At 69.3% G+C, this 22772-nt stretch carries 25 protein-coding genes and 2 pseudogenes; 11 read left to right on the forward strand and 16 right to left on the reverse strand.

Translation table 11 applies throughout. The features are described from left to right. Positions 1–11 precede the first annotated feature (11 nt). Both ACSMFO_RS14725 and ACSMFO_RS14730 read left to right on the forward strand, forming a co-directional pair. On the forward strand, positions 12–1226 hold the full coding sequence (locus tag ACSMFO_RS14725) for an NAD(P)/FAD-dependent oxidoreductase (protein WP_125731913.1): 1215 nt from the start codon (positions 12–14) through the stop codon (positions 1224–1226). A gap of 32 nt (positions 1227–1258) precedes the next feature. Next, positions 1259–1981: a Clp protease N-terminal domain-containing protein gene (locus ACSMFO_RS14730; protein ID WP_073846192.1), complete on the forward strand. Its 723-nt coding sequence runs from the start codon at positions 1259–1261 to the stop codon at positions 1979–1981. A 306-nt stretch (positions 1982–2287) separates the two neighbouring features. Here the strand turns inward: ACSMFO_RS14730 and ACSMFO_RS14735 are convergent, their stop codons facing one another. Next, entirely contained in the window at positions 2288–2461 is a 174-nt protein-coding gene (locus tag ACSMFO_RS14735) for a hypothetical protein (protein WP_228694757.1), read from the reverse strand. A gap of 240 nt (positions 2462–2701) precedes the next feature. Here ACSMFO_RS14735 and ACSMFO_RS14740 point away from each other — a divergent pair, with 240 nt between their 5' ends. Then, entirely contained in the window at positions 2702–3097 is a 396-nt protein-coding gene (locus tag ACSMFO_RS14740; RefSeq protein WP_228694755.1) for a hypothetical protein, read from the forward strand. Positions 3098–3179: 82 nt separating this feature from the next. On the opposite strand, the gene gndA is transcribed toward ACSMFO_RS14740, so the two are convergent. Together gndA and ACSMFO_RS14750 are read right to left on the reverse strand one after the other, a co-directional pair. After that, positions 3180–4619, reverse strand: a complete 1440-nt coding sequence (gndA, locus tag ACSMFO_RS14745) for an NADP-dependent phosphogluconate dehydrogenase (RefSeq protein WP_038520275.1) — start codon at positions 4617–4619, stop codon at positions 3180–3182. Positions 4620–5004: 385 nt separating this feature from the next. Then, entirely contained in the window at positions 5005–5913 is a 909-nt protein-coding gene (locus tag ACSMFO_RS14750) for an MBL fold metallo-hydrolase (RefSeq protein WP_073846193.1), read from the reverse strand. A 220-nt stretch (positions 5914–6133) separates the two neighbouring features. Here ACSMFO_RS14750 and ACSMFO_RS14755 point away from each other — a divergent pair, with 220 nt between their 5' ends. Genes ACSMFO_RS14755 through ACSMFO_RS14765 form a run of 3 tightly spaced genes read left to right on the forward strand, consistent with a single transcriptional unit; the run spans position 6134 to position 8680 of the window. Next, positions 6134–6991, forward strand: coding sequence for a helix-turn-helix domain-containing protein (locus ACSMFO_RS14755; protein WP_037335949.1), 858 nt, complete (start codon positions 6134–6136; stop codon positions 6989–6991). Position 6992: 1 nt separating this feature from the next. Then, the gene (locus tag ACSMFO_RS14760; protein WP_073846194.1) at positions 6993–7808 is read left to right on the forward strand and encodes an SAM-dependent methyltransferase; all 816 of its coding nucleotides are present in this window, start codon (positions 6993–6995) and stop codon (positions 7806–7808) included. Between the two features lie 14 nt (positions 7809–7822). Next, complete coding sequence (locus ACSMFO_RS14765; RefSeq protein ID WP_436459004.1) at positions 7823–8680, forward strand: SAM-dependent methyltransferase; 858 nt, start codon at positions 7823–7825, stop codon at positions 8678–8680. Between the two features lie 6 nt (positions 8681–8686). Here the strand turns inward: ACSMFO_RS14765 and ACSMFO_RS14770 are convergent, their stop codons facing one another. Together ACSMFO_RS14770 and ACSMFO_RS14775 are read right to left on the reverse strand one after the other, a co-directional pair. Next, on the reverse strand, positions 8687–8947 hold the full coding sequence (locus ACSMFO_RS14770) for a hypothetical protein (RefSeq protein ID WP_038524575.1): 261 nt from the start codon (positions 8945–8947) through the stop codon (positions 8687–8689). Between the two features lie 5 nt (positions 8948–8952). Continuing rightward, positions 8953–9225: a hypothetical protein gene (locus tag ACSMFO_RS14775; protein ID WP_240596030.1), complete on the reverse strand. Its 273-nt coding sequence runs from the start codon at positions 9223–9225 to the stop codon at positions 8953–8955. A gap of 306 nt (positions 9226–9531) precedes the next feature. Between ACSMFO_RS14775 and ACSMFO_RS14780 the strand changes: the two genes are divergently transcribed. After that, positions 9532–9786 (forward strand): DUF397 domain-containing protein, encoded by a 255-nt coding sequence (locus ACSMFO_RS14780; protein WP_038520263.1) that lies wholly within the window; start codon positions 9532–9534, stop codon positions 9784–9786. Positions 9787–9843: 57 nt separating this feature from the next. On the opposite strand, the gene ACSMFO_RS14785 is transcribed toward ACSMFO_RS14780, so the two are convergent. From ACSMFO_RS14785 to ACSMFO_RS14815, 7 genes are all read right to left on the reverse strand, one after another. Then, entirely contained in the window at positions 9844–10392 is a 549-nt protein-coding gene (locus ACSMFO_RS14785; RefSeq protein WP_436459005.1) for a hypothetical protein, read from the reverse strand. Continuing rightward, complete coding sequence (locus ACSMFO_RS14790) at positions 10385–11518, reverse strand: hypothetical protein (RefSeq protein WP_436459006.1); 1134 nt, start codon at positions 11516–11518, stop codon at positions 10385–10387. The genes ACSMFO_RS14785 and ACSMFO_RS14790 overlap by 8 nt, the downstream gene beginning before the upstream one ends. An 18-nt stretch (positions 11519–11536) precedes the next feature. Further along, positions 11537–11944 carry a FixH family protein gene (locus ACSMFO_RS14795; RefSeq protein ID WP_083649904.1) on the reverse strand — a complete coding sequence of 136 codons (408 nt, stop codon included), beginning with the start codon at positions 11942–11944 and terminating at the stop codon, positions 11537–11539. Further along, the gene (locus tag ACSMFO_RS14800) at positions 11941–13389 is read right to left on the reverse strand and encodes a hypothetical protein (protein ID WP_436459007.1); all 1449 of its coding nucleotides are present in this window, start codon (positions 13387–13389) and stop codon (positions 11941–11943) included. Before ACSMFO_RS14800 ends, ACSMFO_RS14795 begins: the two co-directional genes overlap by 4 nt. Positions 13390–13488: 99 nt before the next feature. Further along, positions 13489–14340 (reverse strand): oxygenase MpaB family protein, encoded by an 852-nt coding sequence (locus ACSMFO_RS14805; RefSeq protein WP_436459008.1) that lies wholly within the window; start codon positions 14338–14340, stop codon positions 13489–13491. Next, on the reverse strand, positions 14337–14885 hold the full coding sequence (locus tag ACSMFO_RS14810) for a TetR/AcrR family transcriptional regulator (RefSeq protein WP_162483774.1): 549 nt from the start codon (positions 14883–14885) through the stop codon (positions 14337–14339). The genes ACSMFO_RS14805 and ACSMFO_RS14810 overlap by 4 nt, the downstream gene beginning before the upstream one ends. Then, entirely contained in the window at positions 14882–16264 is a 1383-nt protein-coding gene (locus tag ACSMFO_RS14815; RefSeq protein WP_436459009.1) for an amidase, read from the reverse strand. Before ACSMFO_RS14815 ends, ACSMFO_RS14810 begins: the two co-directional genes overlap by 4 nt. Before the next feature lie 76 nt (positions 16265–16340). Here ACSMFO_RS14815 and ACSMFO_RS14820 point away from each other — a divergent pair, with 76 nt between their 5' ends. Further along, on the forward strand, positions 16341–17345 hold the full coding sequence (locus ACSMFO_RS14820; RefSeq protein WP_436459010.1) for a D-cysteine desulfhydrase family protein: 1005 nt from the start codon (positions 16341–16343) through the stop codon (positions 17343–17345). 78 nt (positions 17346–17423) lie between these two features. On the opposite strand, the pseudogene ACSMFO_RS14825 reads toward ACSMFO_RS14820, so the two are convergent. Both ACSMFO_RS14825 and ACSMFO_RS14830 read right to left on the reverse strand, forming a co-directional pair. Then, positions 17424–17975 (reverse strand): annotated as a pseudogene (locus ACSMFO_RS14825) (DUF998 domain-containing protein); the annotation flags it as partial. A 53-nt stretch (positions 17976–18028) separates the two neighbouring features. Continuing rightward, positions 18029–18802, reverse strand: a complete 774-nt coding sequence (locus ACSMFO_RS14830; RefSeq protein WP_436459011.1) for a protein phosphatase 2C domain-containing protein — start codon at positions 18800–18802, stop codon at positions 18029–18031. A 62-nt stretch (positions 18803–18864) separates the two neighbouring features. Here ACSMFO_RS14830 and ACSMFO_RS14835 point away from each other — a divergent pair, with 62 nt between their 5' ends. Together ACSMFO_RS14835 and ACSMFO_RS14840 are read left to right on the forward strand one after the other, a co-directional pair. Next, positions 18865–19074, forward strand: coding sequence for a sigma factor-like helix-turn-helix DNA-binding protein (locus ACSMFO_RS14835; RefSeq protein ID WP_004559389.1), 210 nt, complete (start codon positions 18865–18867; stop codon positions 19072–19074). Further along, on the forward strand, positions 19074–19598 hold the full coding sequence (locus tag ACSMFO_RS14840) for a Clp protease N-terminal domain-containing protein (RefSeq protein ID WP_436459012.1): 525 nt from the start codon (positions 19074–19076) through the stop codon (positions 19596–19598). The genes ACSMFO_RS14835 and ACSMFO_RS14840 overlap by 1 nt, the downstream gene beginning before the upstream one ends. 291 nt (positions 19599–19889) lie before the next feature. Here ACSMFO_RS14840 and ACSMFO_RS14845 read toward each other — a convergent pair whose 3' ends face one another. After that, entirely contained in the window at positions 19890–20522 is a 633-nt protein-coding gene (locus ACSMFO_RS14845; protein WP_037333077.1) for a YczE/YyaS/YitT family protein, read from the reverse strand. Between the two features lie 61 nt (positions 20523–20583). Here ACSMFO_RS14845 and ACSMFO_RS14850 point away from each other — a divergent pair, with 61 nt between their 5' ends. Next, positions 20584–22038: a PLP-dependent aminotransferase family protein gene (locus ACSMFO_RS14850; protein ID WP_436459013.1), complete on the forward strand. Its 1455-nt coding sequence runs from the start codon at positions 20584–20586 to the stop codon at positions 22036–22038. 514 nt (positions 22039–22552) lie between these two features. Here ACSMFO_RS14850 and ACSMFO_RS14855 read toward each other — a convergent pair. Continuing rightward, positions 22553–22772 (reverse strand): annotated as a pseudogene (locus ACSMFO_RS14855) (hypothetical protein); the annotation flags it as partial.

The raw sequence follows: 22772 nt of genomic DNA on the forward strand, positions 1-22772 counted from the left end.
AAGGAGCGCCGATGGAGACCGTCCTCGTCGTAGGGGCCGGGCAGAGCGGGTTCGGGGTGGCGACCTCGCTGCGGGACAAAGGGTTCGGCGGGCGGGTGGTGCTGATCGGTGACGAACCCGGGCTGCCGTACCAACGGCCTCCGTTGTCGAAGGGCTATCTCGCCGGGACCGCGGGCGACGCCCAGCTGCGTTTGCGGCCCGAGGACTTCTTCGCGGAGAAGAACATCGAGCTGATCCCGGGCCGCGTCGCGTCGGTGGATCGCGACGGGGCGAAGGTGGTGCTCGAGGACGGGAGCGCTCACGAGTACGACCATCTGGTGCTGGCGACGGGATCGGTCAACCGGGTCCTGCCGGTCCCCGGGTCCACTTTGGACGGCGTGTTCACCTTGCGCACCAAGGACGAGGCCGATGTGCTGCGGGCCGCACTGGAAAGCGCGGAGAACGTGGTCGTGGTCGGAGGCGGGTTCATCGGGCTGGAGTTCGCCGCGCACGCCGGGCGGCCCGTGACGATCGTCGAGGCGCAGGACAGGCTGATGGCCCGCGTCGCGACTCCGGAGGTCTCGGCGTACTTCGCCGCTCTGCATGAGGAGGCCGGCCACACGATCCTGCTCGGCAAGGGGGTCGCCGCGTTGCGCGGCGAGGGCCGGGTGGCCGAGGTCGAACTGAGCGACGGCAGCCTGCTGCCCGCCGATCTGGTGCTGGTCGGGGTCGGGGTCGAGCCGCGGACACGGCTGGCCGAAGGGGCGGGGCTCGCCGTGGCGAACGGTGTCGTCGTCGACGAGCACCTGCGCACGAGCGACCCGAAGATCTCGGCGGTCGGGGACTGCGCGAACTTCCCGTGTGTCCAGGCGGGTACGGCCACGCGGCTGGAGTCGGTGCAGAACGCCGTCGACCAGGCGCGGGCGGTGGCCGCCGTCATCGCCGGCGAACCCGCGCCTTACGACAGCCTGCCGTGGTTCTGGACCGACCAGCTCGGCGCGAAACTGCAGATCGCCGGGATCCTGACCGGGGCGGAGAAGACCGTCGTGACCGGGGATCGGGAGGGCGGGAAGTTCTCGGTGCTGTCGTTCCGCGACGGCGTGCTCGCCGGGGTCGAGTCGGTGAACCGGCCGCCGGACCACATCGCCGCGCGCCGTCTGTTCGCCGCGGATCCGGCGCCGCGATTCGAGACGCTGGAGGCCAACGGCTTCGATCTCAAGGCGACCTTCGCGTCAACCCGTGGTTGACGATTGGCAAGCGTCAACCTAGAGTTGACGGCATGACGAATCCAGTCCGGCTCGACGACCTCATCTCCCACATCAAGCAGCAGCATCCCGACGGCGACGTGCTCGGCCAGCTGTCCGACGCGGTCTTCCTCGGCGAACACCTCGGCGAAGTGGCCGACCATCTGATCGGCCACTTCGTCGACCAGGCGCGGCGTTCCGGCGCGTCCTGGACCGAAATCGGCAAGAACATGGGGGTTTCCAAGCAAGCGGCGCAGAAGCGCTTTGTCGACTCCAGTGGCTCGTCGCTGGAAGACCTGGTGAAGGTGTTCAGCCGCTACACCGATCGGGCGCGGCACGTCGTCGTCGCGTCGCGGGACGCCGCGGTGTCGGCGAAGAGCCCGCAGATCGAGCCCGTGCACCTGGTCCTCGGGCTGCTCTCCGAACCGGCGGCGCTCGCCGCCGGGGCGATCGTGGCACAGAAGGTGACTCTCGAAGCCGTTCGCGAGGCCGCGGAGGCGAAGCTGCCGGAACCCGCCGCCGAACCGGTGGAAGCGGCGAAGATGGCGTTCGGCGCGCAGGCCAAGAAAGCGCTGGAGCTGACCATGCGGGAGTCGCTGCGGCTCGGGCACAACTACATCGGCACCGAGCACATCCTGCTGGCCCTGTTCGAACTCGGCGACGATTTGCTGACCGGGCTCGGCCTCACGAAGGACAACACCGAAGCGGTGATCGTGCGGGCGCTGGCGGAGATCGTCGCTGCACGCGGGGAGGGCTGAAAGCGTCCTTCACCGCGTGAGACGCGGTGAAGGACGCTTTCGTCTCATGTGATGCGGGGAAAGTCCCCTTCAGCAGCTATCCACAGGAACCCTGGTTATCCACAGGCTCGGAAATCGGGTCTGGGCAGAACTCGTGGCCGGCCCCACGATCGAAGAATGAAAAAAGGATCATGGGGCGACACCCCTGAACTTCTGATGGCGAACAGCGACCACGGCGTCATCCGGGTGGCGCGCCTTCAAGAGATGGGCGTCTCGTCGACCACTGCGTACCGAAGATGCGGACCCAGCGGCCCTTGGACGAGACTTTTACCCGGCATCGTCCTTCTCTTCAACGCACCACCCTCGCGCGAGCAGCAGGTCGCCGCGGCGATGCTCTACGGCGGCGAGTCCGCACTGCTCACCGGTGGTGAAGCTTGCCGGATCCACGGCCTGCGAAATGTGCCCGACACCGGTGACGAGATCCACCTTCTCGTGCCGCATGAGCGGAAACTCCATAACTACGGCTACGTGGTCGTCGAGCGGACACAACGGCTGCCCCGAACCGTGAACCGGGGTGGTCGCCCGCTGGCAGACGTCACTCGCGCGACACTCGACGTCTCTCGCAGGCAAACGGAAGTCAGGCCAGTCCGGGCCCTGATGAGCGAAGTGGTTCAGCGCAGGTACAGCTCTTTCGAGCGGCTGTCCCACGAATTGGCCCACGGCAGCCAACGGGGAAGCGCGGTGCCTCGGCTGGTCCTTTCGGAACTGGCTTCCGGGCAGGAGTCGGTCGCCGAGATGGACGCCCGGCGAGTCTGGGAGCGGTCCGGTCTGCCTGAACCGGTGTGGAACAAGAAGCTGTACGACGGGGAGGGCCGGTTCGTCGCGAAACCGGATGCCTGGTTCGACGATGTCGGACTGGCCTGGGAGGTCGACTCGCTGTCGTTCCATCTCCAGGTCGTGGACGGTTTCGACCGGACCTTGGCGAGGAACGGACGGTACGCGGTGGCGGGCGTGTTGGTTCTCCAGACCTTGCCGTCGCGGCTGCGGACAGAGCCGGACAAGGTGGTCGCCGAGTTGCGGGCAGCCCACGCCGCAGCCGCTGCTCGGGTGCGGCCGAATGTGCGGATCGCGAGTTGACGAAGGGGCCCTTCACCGCATGCCATGCGGTGAAGGGCCCCTTCGTGGCGTCCTATGCGGGGAAAGTCCCCTTCAGCACTTGTCAGGCCGGGGATTCCGGGCGACCGTCGGCGGCCCAGGCGGTGTGGAACGAGCCCTCGCGGTCGACGCGGCGGTACGTGTGGGCACCGAAGTAGTCCCGCTGCCCCTGCACCAGTGCGGCGGGGAGCCGCTCCGCGCGCAGACCGTCGTAGTAGGCCAGCGCGGTCGAGAAGCCCGGGGTCGGGATGCCCAGCCGCACCGCGGTCGAGATCACCGAACGCCAGGAGTCCTGGGCGTCCTCGACGGCCTTGCGGAAGCCGCCCGAAGTCAGCAGCGTCGGCAGCGCGGGCTCTTCGGCATACGCGGCCGTGATGTCGTTCAGGAACTTCGCGCGGATGATGCAGCCGCCGCGCCAGATGGACGCGACCTTGCCGAGGTCGATGTCCCAGCCGTATTCGGCGCCGCCCGCCTGGATCTGGTTGAAGCCCTGGGCGTACGCCACCACCTTCGACGCGTACAACGCCTGCTCGACGTCGTCCGCGAAAGTGTCCAAAGCGGACCCCGTCAGCGGGGCGCGCGAGGGACCGCCGAGACCGCGCGAGGCCTCACGCAGGTTCGACGAACCGGACAGCGAACGGGCGAAGACGGCTTCGGCGATGCCGCTGATCGGCACCCCGAGGTCCAGTCCGATTTGGACGGTCCAGCGGCCGGTGCCCTTCTGCTCGGCCTGGTCCGCCACGATGTCGACGAACGGCTTGCCGGACGCGGCGTCGGTGTGGGCCAGCACCTGCGAGGTGATCTCGATCAGGTACGAATCGAGCCGCCCCGAGTTCCAGGTGCGGAAGACCTCGGCGATTTCGGCGGGGGAGTAGCCGCCCGCGCCGCGCAGGAGGTCGAACGATTCGGCGATCAACTGCATGTCGGCGTACTCGATGCCGTTGTGCACCATCTTCACGAAGTGCCCGGCGCCGTCCGCGCCCACGTGCGTGCAGCACGGTTCGCCGTCGACCTTCGCCGAGATGTCCTCGAACAGCGGCCCGAGCGACTGGTACGACTCCTTGGACCCGCCCGGCATGATGCTCGGCCCGTGCAGCGCGCCCTCTTCACCGCCGGACACACCGGTGCCGACGAAGTGGATTCCCTTCTCGCGCAGCGCGGCCTCGCGGCGCCGGGTGTCCGCGAAATGCGCGTTGCCCGCGTCGACGATCACATCGCCCTTCTCAAGGAGCGGGACGAATTCGTCGATCACGGCGTCCGTCGGCGCGCCTGCCTTGACCATGATCACGACCTGGCGCGGACGCTCCAGTGCGTCGACGAAGTCCTGCGCCGAATACGCCGGGATGAAGTCGCCCTCGTCGCCGAACTGCTCGACCAGTTCCTTCGTCCGCTGCTCGGAGCGGTTGTGCAGGGCCACCGTGTGCCCGTGCCTCGCGAGGTTCCTGGCCAGGTTGCGGCCCATGACCGCCAGGCCGGTGACCCCGATGCTCGCCTTCTTGCTCATCCGCACCCTTCCGCTTCGATTCCCGTGCCGAGCCTATCCCCGTTGAGGGATACGGCGCCGGGGCGAGAAGGGATCAACCGGGAGTTGTCCACAACCGGGCCTGCCTGTGGACAACTCGGCTCGCGCGGCCTGAGGCGGCGCTTGCGGCGGTACGCTGGGTTCGGGGTCGCCCCCCCAGGGACGGGTGGGGGCTGCTTGTGGGGCACTAGGCGGATTTCGGGTGTCTTGAAGGGAGCATTTGGGACGTTGGATGTCTCAAAGGTGGCCTTTGGGACGTGCGGGGACGCGGGCAGCGGCCGGGAGGGTTGCGAAAGCCACTTTCGCAACCCTCAACGTTGCGAAAGTGGCTTTCGCAACACCCGCCGCAGGAGAGAGCAGGGGCTAGTCAGGAGAAGCACCGGATGGGCGCACCGTTGAAGGTGACCATGTCCGCCAGCGCCGCCCCCAGGTCGATCGCCCCGCCCCACTCCAAGCCGTCCAGTTCGGCATAAGCCCGGTGCAGGTTCGCCGGAAGCCGTTCCTGTTCGGACAGTGTCTCGTAAGGCCCCAGATCCGCTTCGCGAGCGGCCTGCAGGGGCGTCAGCCCGGCGGCCTTCCCGTACGACGCGAGTTTCTGCAGGAAACCCAGGTATCCGTCGACGACGTCGATCGCCTCGGGGCCGCACACCGGGCCGTGGCCCGGCACGATCGTCTCCGGCTCCAGCGAACGGACCAACTCCAGCGCCTTCCGCCACCCGGCGGGCGAGCCCATCAGCGCGAAGGGGCTGCCGCCGTTGAAGATCAGGTCGCCGACGAACAGCACCCGCCGCTCCGGCAGCCAGACGAGTACGTCGTTGGTGGTGTGCGCGGCGTGCCCGGGATGGATCAGCTCCAGCCGGACGTCGCCGGCGTGCACGGTCAGCCGGTCGTCGAACAGCACCTCGGGCGGCCGCAGCTCCAGATGGCCCCAGTCGTTCCCGGTGAACGAGTTCTCGTAGGTGTTGATCCCGGTCGCGACCATCACCTCGCGCGTCTTCCGGTGCCCGACGATCGTCGCGCCGGTCGCCAGGTAGTTGCCGTTCGTGTGGTCGCCGTGATGATGCGTGTTGACCACAGTGGTCACCGGCGCCCCGGCGGTCGACTCCGCCGTCGCCAGCAGCGCCCTGGTGCGCCGTTCGGTCGAACAGGTGTCGATCACCACCGTGTGATCGCCCGCGGCGACGAAGCCGCAGTTGTTGATCCACCACGAGCCGTCGGGCTGTACGTACCCGAACACACCATCGGTGACCTGCCTGGCGAAGGGGGATTGGTCCACTCGGTCACTATGCCCGACCGCCGTGCCCGAAATGTGACGAGATCGCTCCGCCACCAGGGTGACGTACCAGGTGACTGGTGTTTTCGGCCGTTTCCTGGAACGCTGCGCAATGTCATCATCGAACCCCGCAAGGTGAAGTACCCTGGGTGGGTTCGAGTATTCGCGCGCAGGACGGCGGGCAGCCGCGGTCCTGGTCTATGTGGTCCGGGAGAGCAAGGCGATGGCCAGCACCGTCACCTCGCGCCGGAAGCAGCTCGGGAACGAGCTCCGGCATGCCCGCAACGCCGCGCGGATGACACAGCAGCAGGTCGCCGAAGTGCTCGGCTGCACCCAGGGCAAGGTCAACAAGATCGAGTCCGGTGCCGTCGGGGTCAAGCTCGGGGATGTGCGATCGATGCTGAACGCGTTCGGGATCAACGGCGACGAGGCCGACACGTTGATGAACCTGGCCCGCGCCGCGGCCGGGCAGCGCGGCCACTGGTCCGGCTACCGATCCGTGGTGCCGCACTGGTTCCGCACCTTCACCGACCTCGAACCCGCGGCCGCGGAGATCCTCACCTGGCACGGCGAGCGCATCCCCGGCCCGCTGCAGTCCGAGCACTACATGCTCAAGCAGTTCACCGAAGCCGGCGCCACCGACGTCACATCGCTGGTCCGCAACCGCTTGGACCGTAAGGCCGTCTTCGAGCAGCAACAACCGCCGTACTACCGGTTCATCATCAGCGAGGGCGCCTTGCGCCGCGCTCCCGGCGGCTCCGCCCCGGCGGTGATGCTGGACCAGGTCGAGCATCTGTTGGCTTTGGACAAGCATCCGCGCGTGTACGTGCACGTGCTGCCGTTCGGCGCGCGGCTCGCCGCCGTGCCCAACGACTTCACCATCATGCGTTTCCCGGACCGCACCAGGGATTTCGTCTACATCGAACATTCCGCCGGCGGGTTGTACCTCGACGACGTCAAGGACTTCAACATCTTCGTGGACTCTTGGGACAGATTGCGCGGCGCCGCGCTGGAGCGTCAGGAGACCCGGCAGTTCCTCAAGGAACTCGCCGAGCTGTACAGAACACAGATGCAAGCCTGAGATGGACCCGCGGTTCCTCCCCGAAGGCGTCGATCTCGAGCGGCCCAACGCCGCCCGGATCTACGACTGGGCGCTCGGCGGGACCGCGAACTGGGCGGTGGACCGGGAATTCGGCGAACAGCTGGTCAAGACCTTCCCGCTCATCCGCGCCCTCGCCAGGGCCAACCGCGCCTTCCTCGGCCGGGCAGTGCGGCATTGCGCCGAACACGGCGTGAACCAGTTCCTCGATCTCGGTTCCGGCGTGCCGACGGTCGGCAACGTCCACGAGATCGCCGGTGAGGTCGACGGCGACAGCCGGTGCGTGTACGTCGACAACGAACCGGTCGCCGTCGCGCACGCCCGCATCCTGCTGGAGAAGAACGGCGACCCCGCCAGGCACGCGGTGATCGGCGGAGACCTGCGCGAGGCGGACGAAGTCTGGGAACACGCCTTCGACACCGGCGTGCTCGACCCGGCGAAACCGGTCGCCCTGCTCACCGTCGCGGTCCTGCATTTCGTGCCGGGCCCCGCGCTCGGCGACGTCATCGCGCGCTACCGGCGGCTGCTGCCCGCCGGTTCGTTCTACGTTCTTTCCCACGTCACGATGTCCGACGTGGAGGGTGACGAGCTGGGACAGGTCCAGCGCGTCGTGAAGCAGTACGAACAGTCGAGCACGCCCGCGTCCTTCCGCGACAAGGACGAGATCCTCGGTTTCTTCGGGGATTTCGACCTCGTGGCACCGGGTCTGGTCCCGGTCGGCGCATGGCGGCTGGACGACCCCCGCTCGCCTGCGCTTAACTGCGCCATCGGCGGGGTCGCCCGCAAACCCGGTTCCTGACGAGGTGTGACGGTATGACGACGCAGCACGACCCCATCGACCCGGTGGCCCCCGAGGGAGTCGATCTCGAACGACCCAACGTGGCCAGGGTGTACGACTGGTTCCTCGGCGGTTCGGCCAACTGGGCCATCGACCGCGAGTTCGGCTCGCAGGTGCTCAAGCAGTTCCCCGAGGTCAAGACGTTCGCCCGCGTCGGCCGCGACTTCCTCGGCCGTGGCGTGGGATACCTGGCGCGTCAAGGGATCACGCAGTTCCTCGACATCGGTTCCGGCGTGCCCACCGTCGGCAACGTCCACCAGATCGCGAGCGCGATCAACCCGGACAGCCGGGTCGTCTACGTCGACATCGAACCGGTCGCCGTCGCGCATTCCCAGCTGCTGCTGGAACGTGAGGGCCTGCTCGGGCGGCACGCGGTACTGCAGGGCGACGTCCGGGATCCCGCCGACATCTGGAAACGCGCCCTCGACACCGGCGTGCTCGACCCCCGGCAGCCGATCGGGCTGGTCCTGGTCGGCCTGCTGTACTTCCTCGGCCCGGAGGAGCCCGTCCACGAGATGGTCCAGCGCTATCTCGATTTCCTGCCGTCGGGTTCGTACTTCCTGTCCTCGCATCTGACCGAGGACGGCGTCACGCGCAAGGAAGGCGACAACCGGGAGAACGTCCAGGAGCTGTACAAGAAGACCAGCGCGCCGTTCCACCTGCGGTCCCGCGCGGAGTTCACCGCGTTCTTCGACGGGCTGGAGCTGGTCGAGCCGGGTATCGACTGGATGGCCACCTGGCATCTCGACGAGGCGGATTCCCGTGCCAGCGACCGGTTCGCGGACGACCCGACGTTCACCGGCGGCCTCGGCGGATTGGGCCGCAAGCCCTGATCCTCGTCAGGCCCGGCCGGTCAGATGCCCGATCAGGGGCGTCAGCTCGAACTGACCTTCGAGCGGCCGGCCGGTCCTGATCAGGTCCCGGTGCGCGCCCGGCGAATCGACTTCGGAATTCCACGGCGGCTGCTTGCGCAGCGGCGCCTGGATGAGGCTGAACCCGAACCGCTGGCGCAGTTCCAGTCCGATGTTGCGGTGGTGCTTCGCCGAGGCAAGGCGTTCGTCCTCACGGCGGAACAGCAGCGTGGTGAGGCGGACGGCCATGGCGGTCACACCCCCCGGCTCGGACGCGGCAACCGCGCCTGGTCCGCCGAACCGGCGAGGCCGAGGCAACGTTCACAGGGCATCCCCGAACCGACGGGGACCCATTCCAGATGGTCGTAAGGCATCGCCGCGCCACAGCGGGCGTGCAGGAACTCGGGGTGCGAACCCCCGGAGTGCAAGTCGAAAAGATGCGCGGAGCGGCGGCTTTCGCCCGCCGTCCCGGCCATGAGCCTGCCGACGGCGAGTACCGTCGCCGGCATGGTGTCCTGAATGATCACGCTGATCCTCCCCCACGAGGTCGGCGGTGGGTGGTCATGCGCCGCGGGACCGGTGTCCCCGCTGGTCACCTGCCGTCGATGGCCTGCCGGAACGGCGAAACGTACTGCGAGCGATTCACCAACAACCGAGCCCCGGCCGCTGCGATTAATCCTACTCCTGGAATAATCTTCATGTCGAGGGTGGGCGGAGTTGATCACCCACTTGGCCGTGCGGGATAGTCCCGTTGAGGCAGGGAGAAGCCGGGACCGTGACGGTTCGCGCAGGTCGCGACCCGCACCCCCGACCGACGTTCGGAGGTACGACCAATGGCCGATTATCCATCGGCGGCGGATTACGATCCGACCACGGCCGTGTCGCTGTTCGACGACTCCGCGTGGGAGAAGTCCTTCGCGAGCGAGCCCAACGGGGGGAACTGCGTCGAGGTCAACCTCGGCCGGGAAGGCCTGGTGGGGGTCCGTGACACCAAGCTGGCCGCGAGTCCCGTCTTCGTCTTCGATTCCGGTGAGTGGAACGCCTTTCTCAAGGCGGTCAAGGCCGGACAGTTCGATTTGAGCCCATGACGAAAGGCTCGCGCATCCATTGGGACACGCGAGCCATCCGATCTTCGTCACTTCGAGTCACACCGTCGCGGGAAGACCGTTCCCGCGTAGCCGGGATTTCGTGCGCCGCCAGGCGACGGCGATCAGGACGGCGAGGACGATCAGCGGGATCAGGCTGATCGACCAGCTCACCGCCATCGGCGGCCCAGGCTGCTCCAGCACCGCCAGATCACGGAGTTCTCCCGTGCCCTTGCCCGCGGGCCCGTCGATCTCGAACCGGAACGTCCACGAGCCCTGTGTCTGCAGGGCCCGGATGTCCAGTCCCCACACCTCCAGTTTCCGCGGATGCTTCGCCAGCGGCTGGGGACGGCCCAGCCGCCCGGTCTCCGGATTGAGGAACGCGAGCGTCCCCGACTTCCCGGCGATCCCGTCGTCCGGGATGAACGTGAAATCCAGCGATTGCATGGCGCGCAACGGCCACGTGCTGAAGCCGACGGTCATCCCGTACGGTCCGACCTGGACCCGTTCGGTGTGGACGATGTTCACCGGTTCGTAGGCGTTCGCCGCTGGCGTGGTCGCGAACAGCAACCCGATCGCCGCCGCCAAGGCCAGCAATGTCTTACGCATGCGCGTTCTCCCCCTTCGCCGGGGCCAGCAGCCTCAGCATCCCGCCGAACCGCCACCCGGCGAAGCCGCCGAGCAGCCCGACCACCGCTCCGGCGGCGCCGGTGGCGAACACGACCGCCCAGGGCATCCGGTCGGAGCCGTAGACGATCGCGTTCTGGATCGGCATGCTCGCGCCGACCAGCAGCCCGCCGACCACGCCTGCCAGCACCGAAACCCGGCCGGCCGACCAGCCGCGCCGCGAAAGCAGATACACCGCTTCGAGTACGGCCGCGATCGGCAGCAGCGCCATCGGCATCATCGAAGGCATCGCGGGGACGCCGTCGATGTAGTCACGCATCGGCAGGCCGACGGCGCTCGCGTACGCCTCGGCGGCCCACGGCGAGAACCACCAGGTGATCGCCTGGATGACCGCCAGCGCCGTGGCGACCCGGACGGCGCCGCCCGGCCGCCCCCAGAACCCGGCGCCCGCCGAGACCAGCAGCACCGAAAGCAGCGCGATGCCGACGGAGACGACGTCGAGCCCGTCGACGTCGATCTGCTGCAGCCCCAGCACGGTGACCGTGCTGAACGCGATCAGCACGCCGAGGCTGCCGACCACGCCGACGGTGCCCCAGCGGTGTTCCCGCGCGGCCGCGAACACCATGACCGTGCCGATGATGCTCAGCGTGATCGACAGCAGCAGCCCGATATGCGGCGGCGAGTCGATCACCGCGTCGAAGCCGTACAGGCCGTGCCACCACTGGTCCCACAGGCCGTACAGCAGGAACATCGCCGCGCCAGTCCCGGTCACCAGGTAGCCCGCCGGTGCGGCGAAGATCTTGCCGAAGACGTTGATGGCGCGGCCGCCGACCCGCGCGTCGACCGGACGTCCCGCCCGGCGCGCGGCCGTGGTCATCAGCACGACCACGAGGCTCGCGAGCCCGGAGATCGCACTGCCCGAATACAGGAACAGATGCGGCATCGTGAAGAACGTGTCCGGGCCGACATCGCCGTGCCACTGGATGTCCCAGGTCAGCCCGACCAGTGAGATCACCGATCCGGCCAGCACCGTGCCCGCCGGTACGAGACCGGTGCGTTCACTGCGCGCCACCGGGACGGCCCTCGCCCCTCCCGCGGTGAGATCCATACCCCCGACCTCCCTCTCTTACTTGACCAGCAAAGGAAAAACGTGCTGCGTGGCGCCGGACGGCCCGCGCAGTGAAACGGTGATCTCCCATTGCCCCGACATCGGCAGCAGGACGTCGCCGGTGCGGAACCGGCCCGGCCCTTCCGCGATCGCGGGCGACGGGGCGAGCGCGTGCCCCATCTGGGGCATCACGGGTTCGAGCGTGACGACGTCCGGCGTGGCACCGGAGACGGTCAGCGCGAAGACATTGCCGCCCTGGTGCGGATCTTCGACCGACATCTGCACCGTGTACGGGCCCTGCGTCGAACGCTGCACCTGCGCCCCGCCGCTGCTCGGCCACACCAGCCAGGCCACGATCGCCACCGCGAGCACGGCGACCACGGAGATCAGCAGAACCGGTTTTCGCCCGTCCACTGTGGAATTCACTGTGGTGCCCCTTCCGCCGGGACGTCGATCTCCATGGGCACGGTCAGCACCGTGTAGTCGCGTTCGGCCTGTAGCCAGACGCGGTACTTGCCGGGCGCGGCGAAGGTGTAGGTGAACGGGACGTCGGGGCCGTACGCGGCGACCGTTTCATCGGGTTTACCCGGCATTCCCGGCGACTGCGGGATCATCGAGTGCACGTGGGCCCAGGTCGGCGCGGCAGCGGCATCCGCGCCGACCCGGTGGTCGCCGGTGATCGGGCCGACGACGATGAGGTGGCCGAGCATGCCCAGCCAGGGTTGGAGATCGGCCTTGCCGAACCGCGCGGTGATCGTGGTCGGCGTTCCCGGCCTGATCTCGACGTCGACCGGATTCCCTTGTATCACCCGTTTTCCGGCTCCGGTGGGGACAGGATCGGCGGGGGAATCCGTTCCGGCCGCGACGTCCAGCGTGGTGCGGAGCAGTTGCACGCCGCCGCCTCGCCGGGCGAGTTCCGCGGCGACGGCGTAGGTCCCGGCCTCGGGCGGGGTGAACTTCATCCGGTAGTCACCGGGTCCGACGCGCACCGGATGCAGATGCCAGAGCCTGCCCGTCGGCGAGATGACGACGAGATGGATCAAAGCGTTGTCGTGTACCAGAAGATCGTCGACGGGGCGGCCGGTCGAGCCGTCGGCGAGGGCGAGGCGCACCTCGGCGAGCGCGCCGGCTCGTGCATTCGGCGACCGAACGGCCAGATTCACCGGCGGCCGCGATAAGTCCACTGTGGACATCTGAGCGTTCGCGTATGGGTCTTGGATGTTGTCGATCGTCGGATCCAGGGCCGTACCGGGCGCGGGCGGCGGCGGAGTGGACGCCGACAGCATCGCGCCGGTGACCGCGACCGCGAGCGCGGCGACCATCCCACCGGCGGGGATCAGCGCGAGTTGCGGCCGCCGGACGCGGAGCGCGACGACGAGACCGAGCACCAGGAACACACCCGCGGCGACGAAGCCGCCGAAGGTGGCCTTCTCCCACGGAGGGATGACCCTGGCCGGGACGATGAACGGGATCGACGCGGTGTCCGTCCCGTCGTCCAGGCCGAGCTCCCACGGACCCGGCTGATCGACCCGCAGCTGTGCCGCATGGGCGCCGGGTTTCCCGTCCAGCTGCACCGTGGTTTCGGAAAACGTGGTCCCGGCGGTGGACGCGCGCAGTTTCAGCGTTCCCGGCGCGCTTCCGGTGTGCGTCACGACGTCGATGTGCAGCGGCCCGGGCGCGATGTCCATCCGCCGCAGGATGACCGTGAGATCCCGGGTGCCGAGCGTCTGCGCGACCTGGACGTCCGCGCCGCTCGACACGCCGTCCGCCCGCGCGGTGCCGGACAGCAGAACGGACGCCAGCGCGCAGAGCACGAGTACGCGGGCGATGACCATCGGCGCCGTGCGCCGCCCCCTCGGTGAATTCCCCATCCCGGCTGAAGTTAACGACGACGGCCCGGGAAAGCGTCACAGCGCGGAGTGAATCGGGGTCCCCCGTACAGGGGACTTCGCCCCTTACTCCGGTGGGGGTCAGCCCCCGAGGAAACGATACGCGCGTGGATGCGCCCGGAACCAGACGTTGAGCCTGCCGATCCGCCGTACGAGCGAGGAACGCAACGTCACCGGCACCAGGCCGCCGAAGAATCGCACCACGCGACGGAATCGGTCGAATCGGCGCTGGTCACGGTCAGTCCACTGTAGACCGAGGCGGTCTCGCAGCGCGGGTGGCAGCGTGGCGCGGATGACGAACATCTGTCCCCGATGCTGCCACCGTTGAAGCCGGACCCACCGTTTGTCGGGCAGCCATCGCCACGGTTTCTTCACCGTGCGGATCGTTTCGAACAACGTCGAAATCGTTTCGTTCGGGCCGAAACCGTCGATCATGTCCGCGTAGTACCGCTCGAATTCGGGCCACGTCGGCGGCAGGTCCTGCTCGCGCAGACCGAGAAGCCGTCCGACGTCGCACATCTGCGCGTAGTATTCGTCCACTTCGGACCGGGTCATCGGTGTTCCGTAGAACCGTTGTGTGTCAACGGGAACCATGACGAGCGTGGCGTGCACCCAGGCGTACGCGTGCGGGTTCAGCGCGCTGTAGCGGCGGCCGTCGTCGACGCCGGTGAACCGCCGGTGCAGTGCGCGCAGCCGGTCCGCCTCGTAGCGCGCGCCCTCCGGGCCGCCGTAGATGTAGATGGACAGCGACGCGGCCGTGCGCATCAGCCGGGTCCACGGATCCTCGACGTAGTCGGAATGATCCCGCACCCCGGCCGCGACGACCGGATGCGCGACCTGCAGCACCAGTACCTGGCCCGCCAGCAGCCCGGCCCGGAAGTCGCCGAAGTACTTCCACGCCGCCGTCCCCTTGACGATCGGCGGACCGGTCATGACGCGCCGCGGACGAGCATCATCAGCGACTGCGCCACCCCGACGCCGTCGTCTCCCGTGGCCAGCCTGCGCAACTGCAGGCCGGCGATCAGCGCGACGACGGGACCGGTCAGCCGTTCCGGCGACGGCACGCCGAGCGTTTTCAGGATCACCAGCGCGAGTTCGTCATACGCGGCGAAACAGCGTGCGGCCGCGTCCTGGAGTTCCGGGTCGCGCGCGGCCTGAAGGTACAGCTCGTGCGCGCCGAGTTCGTCGGTGCCGAACGGCAGCTGCGCGATGACCTGCTCGACCACCGACGCGGCCTGCTCGACACTCAACCCTTGCTCGCGGTACGCGTCGACGAACCCGGTCAGCTTCGTGGTCTCTTCCTCGACGAACAGCAGCATCGCCTCGCGCAGCAAGGCGGTCTGGCTGGGGAAGTGGTAGGTCAGCGTGCCGAGCGAGACGCCGGCCGCGGTCGCGATCCGGCGGTTGGTCAGCCCGCCGACACCCTGTTCCCCGACCACCTTGAGGGCGGCGTGGAGAATGGCCTCGCGGGTGTTCACCAAGCGGTCTCGGGTTTGCGGTCCTGCCACCGTTCGACCTCTTCCAGTTGCGCGGCCAGCGAGATGAGCCGCTCCTCGGCGTGCGAGGGGCCGAGCAGCTGACCGCCGAGCGGCAGGCCGTCCGGGGTCAGCCCGGCGGGGACGTTGACCCCCGGCCAGCCCAGCACGTTCCACGGCCAAGCGTAGGGGCACGCGGCGATCATGGCCTGGTCGGTCTGCCAGCCGGAGAGCCGGTCGAAGGTGCCGATCCGCGGGGGCGGGGTGGCGGTGGTGGGCGTGAGCACGACGTCCACCCGTCCGAACACCGAGCCGATCTGCCGCTGCAGCAACGGTTCCGTGGCGCGCGCGAGCCGCAGCGCCGGACCGGCCAGCGCCGAACCCTGCCGTGCGTTGGCGCGGGTGCGCGGATCGAGCCGCGCCTGGTCCGGGACGCGACGGGACCAGTCACGCACGCCGACGAGCGAACGCGGCAGGAAGGTGAGGCCGATCAGCCGGTAGTCGGGTTCGATCTCGACGATCTCGTGGCCGAGTTCGGCGAACCGCTCAGCGAGGCGGACGACGGCCGCGTGCGCCTGCGGATCGAGCTTCGTTTTCGTTGCGGTGAAAGGGATCCGAGTGGACAGCCCGATCCGCATCCGGCCCGGTTCGCGGCGGGCGGCGGCCTGGAACGCGGTGCCGGTGCCGGCGGCGACGTCCAGCAGGAGGGCCGCGTCGGCGACGGTGCGCGCGAGCGGGCCGACCACGGTCAGGCCGTGGAAGAGTTCGCGTTCGGTCGGGACGCGGCCGCGCTGCGGTTTGATGCCGACCAGATCGGTCCACGCGGCCGGGATCCGGATCGACCCGGCCCCGTCGGAACCCAGCGCGGCGGCGATCACCCCCGACGCGATGGCCGCCGCCGCGCCGCCGGAGGAACCGCCCGGCGTGCGCTCGGTGTCCCATGGATTGCGGGTCGCGCCGAACGCGGGGCCTTCGGTGAACGGCCATTGGCCGAGTTCCGGGGTGTTGGTCTTGCCGATGAGCACCGCGCCCGCCTCGCGGAGCGCGGCGACGGGCGGGGAATCCGTTGTCGCGACGGAGAAATCGCCCTCGCAACCGAACGCCGTCGGCAGTCCGGTGACATCTAGGTCGTCCTTGATCGCGGTCGGGACGCCGAGCAGGGGAGCGGATTCACCGGCAGCGAGCCGCCGATCGGCTTCCTCGGCCTCACGAAGGGCTTCTTCGGCGCGAAGGCATTTGAAGGCGTTGAGAACGGGCTGGCTGGCTTCGGCCTTTTCGAGCGCTTGCCGGGTGAGTTCGACGGAAGTGACCGCGCCGCCGGCGAGCATCGAGGCCTGTTCGGCGAGGCCGGTGAACGCGAGGTCGGCCTTCGAGGTGGTCATGGGTTCCCCCTGCAGGTTCTCGTTCGTTCAAACGAACGATACCAGCCGATGGCTTCGGTGTGGTTACGTGAGGCTCATGAACCTCGATCGCTTCCCCCGCGTCGACCTCGGCGGCTACCCGACGCCGCTGCATTCCGCGCCCCGGCTGGGCGAGGCCCTCGGCCTGCCGAACCTGCTGCTCAAACGGGACGACGTGCATCCGCTCGGCGTGGGCGGCAACAAACTGCGCAAACTCGAGTTCCTGCTCGGCGCGGCGATCGAGAACGGCGTCGACACGGTGATCACCTTCGGCGCGCTGCAGACCAACCACGGCCGCCAGACCGCCGCCGCCTGCGCGAAGCTCGGGTTGCGGTGCGAGCTCGTGCTGACGGCGAAGGTTCCTCGCGACGGGGACGCGTACGAAAGGTCCGGCAACGTCTCCCTCGACCATCTCTTCGGCGCGAACGTGCACATCTGCCGCGACGGCGAGGAGACCGGAAGGACCTACGACCGGCTGATCACCGAAGCCGCGGCCGAGGGGCGCCAGGTGGCGACGTTCCCGGTCGGCGGCTCCGACGGGGTCGGTGCGCTCGGTTACGTCGCGGCCGCACGGGAGCTCGCCGGGCAGCTCGCCGAGCTGGGGATCACCAAGGCGAGGCTGGTCGCCCCGCACGCCAGTGGCGGGACGTCCGCGGGGCTCGTCGTCGGGACCGCGGACCTCGACTGGCTGACACTGGACATCGCCTGCGTCAGCCATCCGGTCGACGAAGCCCTCGACAATCTGGCCGATCTCACCATCGCCGCCTCCGCGCTGCTCGGCACCGAGCCGCCGTCACTCGACGGTCTGCGCGTCGACGACCGCACGATCGGCCCCGGCTACGGGATCCCGACCGACGAGACGTGGGACGCGGTGCGGCTTTTCGGCCGCACGGAAGGAATCGCGCTCGATCCCGTGTACACCGGCAAAGTGGGCGCCGCGCTGATCCGCTGGGCCGCCGAAGGCCATTTCGCGCCCGACGAGCACGTTGTCTTCCTGCACACGGGCGGGCTGCCCGGCCTCTACGGCTACGCCCCGGAATTCGCCGACGCGGTGCGCCGCTGACGCGACCTTCAGCATCCCGGCGATCAGGATCACGTGGGCCACCAAGGAAACCCGCTGCATGACCCCGACCGGCGCGATATCGGTCAGCGTCTTGAAGAACGGGATGTCGGCCAGGCGCACGAAGATGAAGCTGAGCCCGAAGACGACGAGACCGGCCGCGCTGCCCCAGGCCAGGCGCCCGACGAGCCTGGCCGCCGGGGTGCCGCGCAGGTTGTCGCGCAGGGTGAAGCCGGCGGCGGGCAGGCTGAGGAACGCGATGAGGCACGCGTAAAGGTGGATCTCGCCGCTGACCGGATCCGGGAATTCGGGGTAGCTCGCCGGGAAGATCGCGGCCGCCGCCAGCCCGAGCGACCACAGCACGAACAGCAGCTTCGTGGTGCGGCTGAGCGGGATCCCGGCCGCGGCCAGTGCGCCGAGCGCGGTGAGCGAGCCGATCGACAGGGAGAGCACGCTGGCGCCGAGCATGCCGGTGCCGCGGTCGACGTAGGCGTAACTGGACAGCGTGTCGAACACCGGATCGCGTGAACTGATCAGATGCAGCACGACCATGGTGAACAGCGCCCAGCCGATGGCCGCGCCCGACGCGATCAGCCAGGGTCTCGTCCGCGATCTCTCCCCAGGGAACGTCATGCGTCCAGCCTGCTCGCGCGGGCGCGGCTTTCCGATCCGGGAAGCCCCCGGTTTTACCCTGGGGCTACCCCGAAGTCGACCAGTACCAGTAGCTGGTCATCGTGCCTTTTCGCGCGGGGCCAGCGCTCGCCGTCGGGGTCCTGTTTCTCCGCCGTGCGCACCGCGTCGAGGACGGCGTCGGGGCCACGCTCCCGGCTGATGGCGAGCACTTCCGGCCAGTCGAACAGGCCGTACTCGTCGACGCCGATCGCGACGCCGTCGGTGGCCAGCAGCAGGGCGTCGACCGCCGAACGCGGCCAGCTGCGGCGGACGGCCTCGGCGGCGGCCTTGGGTTCCGCTTCGGCGACCCAGAAGCCGTCCGGCGCGTTGCGTTTCGCGCGGACGTCGGCGCCGGTGCGGAGCTGGCCGCTTTCGCGCAGGGAGGTGAGCCTGTCGTCGGTGAGCGGGTCGGCGCCGGAAGGGCCGAAGGCGACGATGGGGCTGTCGGCGAGCACCAGCCCGTCGACGGTGTCGTCGGTCCAGCGCGCGATCGCGACCGTGCTCGACGGCGAGCGTCCTGGTTCGAGGCCCTCGCGCTGGGCGACGTCGGCGATCGACTCGGCCAGCAGGACCGCGAGATCGGCCTGGGGTTCGGCGGTCAGCGCCCGCGACAGGCTGTGCACGAGCAGGCTCGCGTACCAGCCGCCGGACGGCAGATCCGGCCTCGGCGCGGTCGCTCCGTCCAGCACCACCACGGCGTTGCCGAGTACGGCGACATGGTCTTCGGTGGGGCGCGTCGCTCCGTCGGCGCCTACTCCGTCCCTTTCCGCCACTGAGATTTCGGCCATGTCCCCGACCCTAACTGTCAACTGAGGTTGACGCGGACAGGATGTCAACGTAGGTTGACGTCATGACCGAAGCGACAGATCTGGCCGCGCGAGCCGGCGACCGCGATCCCCGGGTGGGATTGCGCGCCGTCGCCGCCTTGCGCCGGCTGTTGGAACAACTCGAGGCCGTGCAGGTCCGCAGCGCGCGGGTACACGGCTGGTCCTGGCAGGAGATCGCGGCCGAGCTGGGGGTCAGCAGGCAAGCGGTGCACAAGAAGTACGGGAGGCACTGATGTTCGAACGTTTCACGCCCGAACTGCGCGAGGTCGTCGTCGGCGCCCAGCGGGTGGCGTCGGACGAGACGTCCGCCAACGTCGATCCGCTGCACCTGCTGACGTCGCTGGCCAGGGGGACCGGCGTGCTGACCGCGCTGGGCTGCCCGGCGGACGAACTGGCCGACGACCTCCGCCGCGTCCGCCGCCGGGGCGGGATCAGCGACGCCGATGTCGAAGCACTGAGCGGGTTCGGCATCGACGTCGAGCACATCGTCGAGCGGGTCGAGCAGACCCACGGCCCGGGAGCGCTGACCGGCGGGCAGCGCGCGGGACGTGGTCACCGGCCGTTCACGCCGGAGGCGAAGAAGGTGCTGGAGAAGAGCCTTCGCGAAGCCATCGATGTCGGCAGCAAGCGCATCGAAGGCGAGCACCTCCTGCTCGCGCTGACAGCCGTTCCCGGCGTGGTCGCCGACGTACTCGCGCAGCGGGGCATCGACTACCTCGCCGTCCGGCGCCTCCTAGAGCAACGCGAGGCGAGCTGATCAGCTCGTGAGCGGTGCACCCGCTCCGGCATCCGATTGATGCCTTTATGCCCGTTTCCGGACGGGGTCGTGAGTGATAAAGAGGGTTAGAACGACCCAAAACACTCACGACCCGTGCGCAAAGTGAACAAATCGGGCATTTTGTCCCCCGAGGTGTCCCTTATGGACAGTCAAGAGCGCGCCAGGTCTCCGTGGCGAGCACTCACGAGGCCGTGCCCCATCGCGCCGCCGCTCTTGCTCGCCCGGCGCTTTCGCGTGACCGGATGGACGACACGTGTGTCGTCCCTCCAGTCACGCGTGGGCGCGTTCCCGCCACACGACGTACGGCAGGAACGCCTGGGTCAGGGGGCCGATGGCGAGCGCGTAGAGGACCGTGCCGACGCCGACCGTGCCGCCGAGCAGCCAGCCCGCGGCCAGGACGGTGATCTCGATGAGGGTCCGGACGAGGCGGATCGACTTGCCCGTCCGGGCCGAGAGACCGGTCATCAGCCCGTCGCGGGGGCCGGGGCCGAGCCGCGCGCCGACGTAGATCGCGGCGGCGAGGCCGTTGAGCACGACCCCGGCGACGAGGTTGAAGATCTGCCAGCCGAGCACGTCCTGATCGGGCAGGAAGACCCGCACGAGGTCGACGGTGAGCGAGATGACCACGACGTTGGCCGCGGTCCCGATCCCCGGTCGCTGCCGCAGCGGGATCCACAGCAGGAGAACGAGGACCGACGCGATCGCGGTGACCGTGCCGAACGAGAGACCGGTGATCTTCATCAGGCCTTCGTGGAGCACGTCCCACGGGTCGAGGCCGAGTCCCGACCTGGTCAGCATGGCCATGCTGCCGCCGTAGAGGGCGAGCCCGCCGACGAGCTGGAGCGAACGGCGGGTGGTGTCCTGGGAGATGCCGACAGGTTTGAGGTCGAGTTTGAGTGCCACGTGTGCACCATCAGGGGTAAGTGGCTACCTTGACCATGACCAATCTGGAACAATTGGTCTTATGGAACCGCTGATCCCGCTGACTGGACGCGTTTCGGGCCCGAAATTGGCCATCTTGCTGGGGAGTTGGCGGCAGAGTGGTTCTCGACACGGTGCCGCGGATCTGGCGGCCGCCGTCGAGCTGCTGGTCCTCGACGGCAGGCTGCCGCTCGGCACGAAACTGCCCGCCGAGCGGGAGCTCGCCGAAGCGCTGGACGTCAGCCGCACGCTGATCGGTGCCGCGCTGGACAAACTGCGCGCCGACGGCCTGGTCGCGAGCCGTCGCGGGGCGGGTTCGTGGATCGCGGCGCACGGCGGTCGCGGCCGGAGCGCGATCCTGCCGACCGGCGAGGACCTCATCGACCTCGCCCAGGCCTGCCCGCCCGCCGTCGCGGGCCTGGTCCCGGCCGTCGATGCCGCGCGGAAGGCGCTGGTGGACCACCTCGGCGAGAACGGCTATCAGGTGCGCGGCCTGCGGGTCCTGCGTGAGCGGATCGCCCGCCGCTACACCGAACGCGGCCTGCCGACCAACGCCGATCAGGTGATGATCACCAACGGCGCGCATCACGCGTTCGTGCAGGTCCTCCGCATGTTGGCCGGCCCCGGCGACCGGGTGCTCGTCGAGCAGCCGACGTACCCGAACTCGCTGGAAGCCATCGGCGCGGCCCACGCGATCGGGGTACCGGTGCCCTTGGACCCGGTCACCGGATGGGACGTCGTCGGTATCGAAGCCGCGCTGCGGCAGTCCGCGCCGAGGCTCGCGTACTTCGTCGCGGACTTCCATAACCCGACCGGCCTGCGCATGGACGCCGCCGGCCGGGAACGGCTCGCGGCCGCGCTGAACCGCGCTCGGACCCCGGCGATCATCGATGAGACGCTGGTCGAGCTGGACCTCGAAGGCGATCCGGTGGACGGACCGCCGCCGCTGGGCGCGTTCATGGGCGATCTCGGCATCACGATCGGCTCGGCGTCCAAATCGCACTGGGCGGGCCTGCGGCTCGGCTGGATCCGCGCGTCCGAGGACATCATCGGGCGGCTGGTCGCCGCCCGGTTCGCCGTCGACCTGGGGTCTCCGGTGTTCGAGCAGCTCGTCCTCGCGGAACTGCTCGACGACGGCGGGGCCGCGCTGGCACATCGTCGTCAGGAGACGCTGGCCCTGCGCGACGCGCTGACCGGCGCGCTCAACTGGTACTGCCCGGAGTGGACGTTCACCGTCCCGTCCGGCGGGCTCTCGCTGTGGTGCCGTCTGCCGGAGCCGATGAGCACGCGGCTGGCCGTCGCGGCGGCGGGACACGGGGTGCAGGTGGCGCCGGGCTCGCGGTTCGGTGTCCACGGTGGTCTGGAGCGCTGGCTACGGCTGCCGTACGCGCTTCCGGCCGAGACGCTCTTCGAGGCCGTACGCCGTCTCGGCGCGGCGGCCGCTTCGGTCGCCGCGACCCCCGCCGTCGTCGCCCCGGTCGCCGTCCAGGTCACCTGACGCCCCGCATTTCGTCCTCTGAATGCGGTCCTTGCGCGTGCAACTACCGCATTCAGAGGACGAAACGCGGGCCGGAAACGGAAATAGCCGGTGCGCCGGCGGGGCGGCCGATGCTCCAGGGAGGGCATCGGCGCCGCACGACCAGCGCACCGGCTATCCGGCCCGTCCCGAGGCCGAAACCTCGGGACGGGCACCGCGGCGGTTACCCGGCACAGCCCCTCGACGTGCCGGGAACCGCCCGCGGTTCAGGCGGACTTCGAGCTTGGCCGGCTCCTGCTCGGCGCGGTGAGCAGAAGCCCCCGGAGTCCACCCGGTGCTGGTCCCGGCGCCGCAGGGGCAGCGCGGCGCCGGGGCCGGGATCCGAACCGGCCGGGCGCGGTCGGCCGTTCGGAAAGACTTTGGGGTTGCCTGAAAAGGGGCAGGCGAAAGCGGCTTATGCCAGAGGATTCAGCAGGCGTCGAAACCAGAAGTTGATCTTGGTTTGGACGTGGTTCTCCCCGGCGACCCGGTCAGGTCAGTCGGGGGAGGTGGCGGGAAGCGCGGCTTCCCGGCCGGTGCGCTCGCCTTCGTGATCGCAGCCGGTTCCGAGGAGCTTCAGCTGCGTGGCGGGGATTCCGGAGTCGAGGACGGCGAGCGGCCCGCGGCCGCCGCCGGTGTTGTCGTGTCCGGGCTGGGCGGTCGTCGTGGGCGCGACCGGCGCCACCGGGGCGCTCGGCAGGCCACCGCCGCCGCCC

The sequence above is a fragment of the Amycolatopsis sp. w19 genome (assembly GCF_051373225.1).
Lineage (GTDB): Bacteria > Actinomycetota > Actinomycetes > Mycobacteriales > Pseudonocardiaceae > Amycolatopsis > Amycolatopsis japonica.

What these genes read in the sequence shown, in the direction of transcription:
- ACSMFO_RS14790 (WP_436459006.1), bottom strand. Translation starts at nt 11,518, where the DNA reads ATGGATCTCACCGCGGGAGGGGCGAGGGCCGTCCCGGTGGCGCGCAGT.
- ACSMFO_RS14760 (WP_073846194.1), top strand. Translation starts at nt 6,993, where the DNA reads ATGGACCCGCGGTTCCTCCCCGAAGGCGTCGATCTCGAGCGGCCCAAC.
- ACSMFO_RS14770 (WP_038524575.1), bottom strand. Translation starts at nt 8,947, where the DNA reads ATGGCCGTCCGCCTCACCACGCTGCTGTTCCGCCGTGAGGACGAACGC.
- ACSMFO_RS14785 (WP_436459005.1), bottom strand. Translation starts at nt 10,392, where the DNA reads ATGCGTAAGACATTGCTGGCCTTGGCGGCGGCGATCGGGTTGCTGTTC.
- ACSMFO_RS14840 (WP_436459012.1), top strand. Translation starts at nt 19,074, where the DNA reads ATGTTCGAACGTTTCACGCCCGAACTGCGCGAGGTCGTCGTCGGCGCC.
- ACSMFO_RS14725 (WP_125731913.1), top strand. Translation starts at nt 12, where the DNA reads ATGGAGACCGTCCTCGTCGTAGGGGCCGGGCAGAGCGGGTTCGGGGTG.
- gndA (WP_038520275.1), bottom strand. Translation starts at nt 4,619, where the DNA reads ATGAGCAAGAAGGCGAGCATCGGGGTCACCGGCCTGGCGGTCATGGGC.
- ACSMFO_RS14800 (WP_436459007.1), bottom strand. Translation starts at nt 13,389, where the DNA reads ATGGGGAATTCACCGAGGGGGCGGCGCACGGCGCCGATGGTCATCGCC.
- ACSMFO_RS14805 (WP_436459008.1), bottom strand. Translation starts at nt 14,340, where the DNA reads ATGACCGGTCCGCCGATCGTCAAGGGGACGGCGGCGTGGAAGTACTTC.
- ACSMFO_RS14815 (WP_436459009.1), bottom strand. Translation starts at nt 16,264, where the DNA reads ATGACCACCTCGAAGGCCGACCTCGCGTTCACCGGCCTCGCCGAACAG.
- ACSMFO_RS14830 (WP_436459011.1), bottom strand. Translation starts at nt 18,802, where the DNA reads ATGGCCGAAATCTCAGTGGCGGAAAGGGACGGAGTAGGCGCCGACGGA.
- ACSMFO_RS14765 (WP_436459004.1), top strand. Translation starts at nt 7,823, where the DNA reads ATGACGACGCAGCACGACCCCATCGACCCGGTGGCCCCCGAGGGAGTC.
- ACSMFO_RS14735 (WP_228694757.1), bottom strand. Translation starts at nt 2,461, where the DNA reads ATGCGGCACGAGAAGGTGGATCTCGTCACCGGTGTCGGGCACATTTCG.
- ACSMFO_RS14780 (WP_038520263.1), top strand. Translation starts at nt 9,532, where the DNA reads ATGGCCGATTATCCATCGGCGGCGGATTACGATCCGACCACGGCCGTG.
- ACSMFO_RS14755 (WP_037335949.1), top strand. Translation starts at nt 6,134, where the DNA reads ATGGCCAGCACCGTCACCTCGCGCCGGAAGCAGCTCGGGAACGAGCTC.
- ACSMFO_RS14835 (WP_004559389.1), top strand. Translation starts at nt 18,865, where the DNA reads ATGACCGAAGCGACAGATCTGGCCGCGCGAGCCGGCGACCGCGATCCC.
- ACSMFO_RS14730 (WP_073846192.1), top strand. Translation starts at nt 1,259, where the DNA reads ATGACGAATCCAGTCCGGCTCGACGACCTCATCTCCCACATCAAGCAG.
- ACSMFO_RS14820 (WP_436459010.1), top strand. Translation starts at nt 16,341, where the DNA reads ATGAACCTCGATCGCTTCCCCCGCGTCGACCTCGGCGGCTACCCGACG.
- ACSMFO_RS14850 (WP_436459013.1), top strand. Translation starts at nt 20,584, where the DNA reads ATGGAACCGCTGATCCCGCTGACTGGACGCGTTTCGGGCCCGAAATTG.